Below are 503 nucleotides of genomic sequence, written 5' to 3'. Positions count from 1 at the left end.
AGTTAGATGAATCTGAAGGTGGTATGAAGCTAAACCACATTGTGATGACGGATATCGAGTGTCCGACATGTGGTCGCCCTATGGGTATTCGTACCGCTTCTACAGGCGTATTCTTAGGCTGTTCTGGTTACGCATTGCCACCTAAAGAACGTTGTAAGACAACCATTAACTTGGGTGACGAAGAAGGTATTATCAACGTTTTAGAAGAAGACGTTGAAACGGCTGCTCTTCGTGCGAAAAAACGTTGTCCGATCTGTGAAACTGCGATGGACGCGTACTTGATTGATGACAAGCGCAAGATGCACGTTTGTGGTAACAACCCGAACTGTGAAGGCTATGTTGTTGAGTACGGCGAATTCAAAGTGAAAGGCTACGATGGCCCTGTTGTTGAGTGTGACAAGTGTGGCTCAGACATGGTGCTTAAGAACGGCCGCTTTGGTAAATACATGGATTGTACGAGTGAAACTTGTAAGAACACCCGTAAAATCCTGAAGAATGGTGAA

The 503-nt window shown here is 45.3% G+C and carries 1 protein-coding gene; it reads left to right on the top strand.

Annotated features, from left to right (window positions below):
* Nucleotides 1-503 (top strand): topoisomerase DNA-binding C4 zinc finger domain-containing protein (locus R7R78_RS29840; protein ID WP_225475057.1); only part of this gene is annotated, 503 nt, incomplete at both ends.

The organism is Vibrio sp. 2134-1 (assembly GCF_033339495.1).
Note: the sequence above shows the minus strand (reverse complement) of the source record. Positions and strands in the feature narration are given on the sequence as shown.